4 protein-coding genes are annotated in these 4379 nt (G+C 59.6%); 2 read left to right on the forward strand and 2 right to left on the reverse strand.

What is annotated here, in order from left to right:
- On the forward strand, nt 1-954 hold a 954-nt coding region (locus tag VN887_13885), incomplete at its 5' end, for an FAD-linked oxidase C-terminal domain-containing protein (protein HXT41097.1).
- A gap of 7 nt (nt 955-961) precedes the next feature.
- Here the strand turns inward: VN887_13885 and rsmI are convergent.
- On the reverse strand, nt 962-1699 hold the full coding sequence (gene rsmI / locus VN887_13890; GenBank protein HXT41098.1) for a 16S rRNA (cytidine(1402)-2'-O)-methyltransferase: 738 nt from the start codon (nt 1697-1699) through the stop codon (nt 962-964).
- Nucleotides 1696-2478 carry an MBL fold metallo-hydrolase gene (locus VN887_13895; protein ID HXT41099.1) on the reverse strand — a complete coding sequence of 261 codons (783 nt, stop codon included), beginning with the start codon at nt 2476-2478 and terminating at the stop codon, nt 1696-1698. Before VN887_13895 ends, rsmI begins: the two co-directional genes overlap by 4 nt.
- Before the next feature lie 184 nt (nt 2479-2662).
- Here VN887_13895 and rpoN point away from each other — a divergent pair, with 184 nt between their 5' ends.
- A complete protein-coding gene (gene rpoN, locus VN887_13900; protein ID HXT41100.1) occupies nt 2663-4162 on the forward strand; it encodes an RNA polymerase factor sigma-54 in 1500 nt (499 codons plus the stop codon).
- The last annotated feature ends 217 nt before the right edge of the window (nt 4163-4379 follow it).

Below are 4379 nucleotides of genomic sequence, written 5' to 3' on the forward strand. Positions count from 1 at the left end.
GGCGGCAACATCGCCACGAACGCCGGCGGTCCGCGATGCCTGAAATATGGTGTGACGCGCGATTACGTGCTCGGCGTCGAAGCAGTGCTGTCTGACTGCTCCGTCGTGCGTCTGGGCAGTCGCACGCACAAAAACAAAACAGGATTCGATCTTGCCCGCCTGTTTGTCGGATCGGAAGGGTTGTTGGGAATCGTGACCGAGGCAACGCTGAAACTGCTCCCGTTGCCGCCGTTTCGTGCATGTCTTGGCGTTGGATTCGCCTCCATGAGGAACGCCGCCCGGGCCATTCGAATGATTTTCGCCGCCGGCATTCTGCCGAGCGCGCTGGAGGTGGCGGACGCGTTCACGCTCGCAGCGGCGCGGAAACGAACGGGCAGCGGCCTTCTGTCAGGCTGCCGCGCTCACCTCATCGTCGAACTCGACGGCCAGAAACAGTCCGTCCGTTCCGAGTTGAGGCAGTTGGAACGAATCGTCCGGACCACGAGGCCGGTGTTCGTTCAGCGCGGCCTTGGTGCGCGGGAATGCGAGAGATTCTGGCAGCTGCGCCGCGAATTCTCCTATGCGCTGCGTGACACGGGATTGACCAAGCTCAACGAGGACATTGCCGTGCCCCGCGGTCGGCTTGAAGACCTGTTCCGCTTTGCGGAACGATTGCAAAAAAAGCATCGCCTCCCCGTGGCCTGCTTCGGCCACGCGGGCGACGGCAACATTCATGTCAACGTGATGCTCGACAAAATGCAGCCGGGCGCACTGCAACGAAGCGAGGCGGCGCTCGACGATTTGTTCAAACAGGTGCTCGCGTGGGGCGGAGTGATCACAGGTGAACACGGCATCGGGCTTGCCAAGAAACGCTGGTGGCCAGAAGCGGTGTCGAAGGAAGGCCGAGCGCTGCACCGCGCAATCAAACATGCCCTCGACCCCAGGGGGATCCTGAACCCGGGAAAGTTCGTTTAGCCCTGCCTCAGTCCGTGTTCTCGTTTCGGGAGGGGCGGCCGGGTTGGGCATTGTCCACGAGCACCACAAACTCGCCTTTCAAACCGCGTTTCTTTACAATCTCCAGAAGCTCCGCCGGTTTGCCGCGCAGAAACTCTTCGAATTTTTTCGTCAGCTCACGGGCGAGGACGATTTCGCGTGCGGCAAAGACCCCGGCCAGTTCGCGCAACAGCTTTTCGATCCGGTACGGGGATTCGTAAAACAGAAGTGTGCCTGAAACCGAGCTGAGGGACTCGATTTTGTTCCGCCGCTGACCGGATTTGTGCGGCAGAAAACCGATGAAGTGAAATTCGGTGGTTGGCAGACCGCTCGCGGTCAGCGCGCTGATCAATGCGCAGGCGCCGGGCACGGGTTCCACTCGATGGCCGGCGGCAAGCGCCGCTTTGACGACCCGTTCGCCGGGGTCGCTGATGCCCGGACTCCCGGCATCGGTGACCAGAGCGACCTTTTCGCCTCGGCTCAGTCTTTCGATGATCTCCTCGGCGCGCCTGGCTTCGTTGAACTGGAAGTAACTCAACAACGGTTGCGAGATCCCGAAATGACCCAGGAGTTGTCCGGTGTGGCGGGTGTCTTCGGCAGCGACGACGTCGCATTCCTTTAGCACACGCAATGCGCGCAGCGTGATGTCTTCGAGGTTGCCGATGGGTGTCGCCACCAGGTAGAGCGTTCCGGGCGTCAGCGGCGGCAGGGTCTTCCCGATGTTCACAGCACAAGCGTGGCGCAGGGGGTATCCTGCGAAGTGGATTCGACAAGGACATGATGCGCGCCGATCCTGAGGAGTGGTTCACTGATTGCGCGGTAAGCCAGTTCGGGGCGGTTGCAATCGCGACTGAGATGCCCGAGATACAGGTGGCGGAGTTCGGGCGAAACAATCTGAACCGCAACTTCGGCCGCGGCGGTGTTGGAGAGATGGCCGTGGCGGCTCAGAATGCGTTGCTTGATGCTCCACGGACGTTTCGTGTCCTCGTGCAACAGCTTCAGATCGTGGTTGGTTTCGAGCAGCAGGATGTTTGAGGCCCGGACGCGTTCGACAACAAGCTTCGTCGCGTGACCCAGGTCGGTCAGAAAACCAATATTCCCTCCGCTGGTCCGCAGTAGAAAACCGACGGGGTCGTGCGCGTCGTGGGGGACGGAGAAAGTATCAACGCTGACGTCGCCCACGTCGAATGTCGCGCCGGTCGCGAAAATACGGCAATCGAATTTTGCCTGGAACTCGCCTTCGACGGCTTCCTGGGTAAGCCGGTTGCAGTAGATGGGAATCTGCAGCTTCGCGCAGAGCATTCCCAGACCCTGGATGTGATCACTGTGCTCATGAGTGATCAGGATTCCGTGCAGAGATTCGGGAGTGCGGCCGATGGAGGCCAGGCGCTGGCGGATCTGGCGGCCACTGAAACCAGCGTCGATGAGCAGTCGTGTCTCATCGGTTTCCAGGTAAGCGCAATTGCCCGCCGAACCGCTGCCGAGAATGGTGAATCGCGCTGCCACGCGTCGACGTTAGGGGGGAGGAATTGTTGCGGCAACCCTTTTGCGTCGTTTGAGTCGACGCCCGAGAGCGCGCAGTTGGATTTGGGGATCTGGCTGGAATCGGGTTCTGGCACGGTTTCTGAAAAAGCAGACGCCATGCCGCAAAATGCTTGAGCTATCCGCGCGAGCCGTTATGATCTGGCCAATGGCCCAAGCCATGCATCTTTCACAACGGATGACCCTGTCGCAGGTGCTCGCACCGCAACTGCAGCAGTCCCTGGCGCTTTTGCAGGCCCCCACGCTCGAATTGAAGGCCATGGTGGAACAGGAACTTCAGCAGAATCCCGTGCTCGAAGAATCTGCGGAAACGGAAATGACGCAGGAGGAAAAGGAAAACCGAGAGGCCGAGGCCACCGTCACTGCCGTCGATCCGGCCGAACCTCCCGCCGACGTGACGTTCGACCCCGCGACCGAAAAGGCCAACAACGGGCCCGTGGACGATTTTCAGGCCGAATTCGAGCGGCTTACCCAGCTCGACCAGGAGTGGCGCGATCATTTTGCGCAAACCAACCTTCCGATGCGCCAGAGCCAGGAAGATGAGGAGAGACGACAGTTCATGTTTGATTCGCTCGTGGCCGGTACTTCGTTGCAGGAAAATCTGCTGGAACAGCTCCGGCTGTCGGATCTGACGGACGAGCAGCGGCAAATCGGCCAGATGATCATCGGAAGTATTGATGATTACGGCTATCTTCAGTCTGGTGTGGACGAACTGGCGTTCGCGACCAACATCCGGCCCGAAAAGATACTCGAGGTGTTGAAAGTCATCCAGACGTTCCATCCGCCGGGCGTTGGCGCGCGCGATTTGCGCGAATGCCTGATTTTGCAACTGGAACGCGACGGCAAGCAAAACACCCTCGAGTACCGCATTGTGGGTGAATTCATGGAAGCGCTGGGCAAGCGGCGCATCCCGGAGATCGCCCGCGGATTGGGCGTGGCTGTTGACGAAGTTCAAAAGGCCATGGCCCGCGTCGGCAACCTGGAGCCACGCCCGGGCCGGGCTTTCCTGCCCGACAACAATCAATACATTCTGCCCGAGGTCTTCGTGCAGAGGGTCGGCGACGACTTTGGCGTCACGACAAACAACGAGCATGTCCCGCACCTGCGCATCAGCAACACCTACAAAGACCTCATGGCGCAGCCGGAGAGTTCGCAGGAGGTCCGCGAATACATCCGGGAAAAAATTCGCGCCGGCAAATTTCTGATCAAGAGCCTTCACCAACGGCAGCAGACGATTCTTAACATCGCCCGGGAAATCGTGAAACGGCAGCGGGAGTTCATGGACAAAGGCGTGGCATTTCTCAAGCCGTTGACGATGGTCCAGGTGGCCGAGGTGGTCGGTGTGCATGAAACCACCGTGAGCCGGGCGGTCTCAGGCAAGTACATGGAAACGCCGCAGGGCATTTTCGAGATGAAGTATTTTTTCACCTCGGGCATCCAGACCGCCAGTGGGGTCGGAGTCTCGAACACCAGCGTGAAAGAGATGATCTCCGACATGATCAAGGTCGAGGAGACCTCCAAGCCGCTTTCGGACGAGGAAATCGTCAAATTGCTCGAACAAAAGGGAATCAAGATCGCCCGCCGCACGGTTGCCAAATACCGCTCGGAACTGAACATTCTTCCATCGCACTTGCGGAAGGTTTACTGATCACGCCCTTGTTCCGAACGGGATGCGACCCGGCTTGCCGCGGGTGAGCTGACGACAGTTTGGTCGTCGTTCCATCCTGGGCAGGATGCGGTCCAAGGGATTGCTTGGGGATTTTCCGCGTGACAATGCGGAACGCGCGCTTGTAGTTTATCCCGCCTCGACGACCCTATCGTCTAGCGGTTAGGACACCGCCCTTTCACGGCGGCGGCACGGGTTC

The organism is Candidatus Angelobacter sp. (genome assembly GCA_035607015.1).
Lineage (GTDB): Bacteria > Verrucomicrobiota > Verrucomicrobiia > Limisphaerales > AV2 > AV2.

Bases quoted from the DNA above. Each gene is read 5' to 3' on its own strand.
- rpoN (HXT41100.1), top strand. From the start codon at position 2,663: ATGGCCCAAGCCATGCATCTTTCACAACGGATGACCCTGTCGCAGGTG.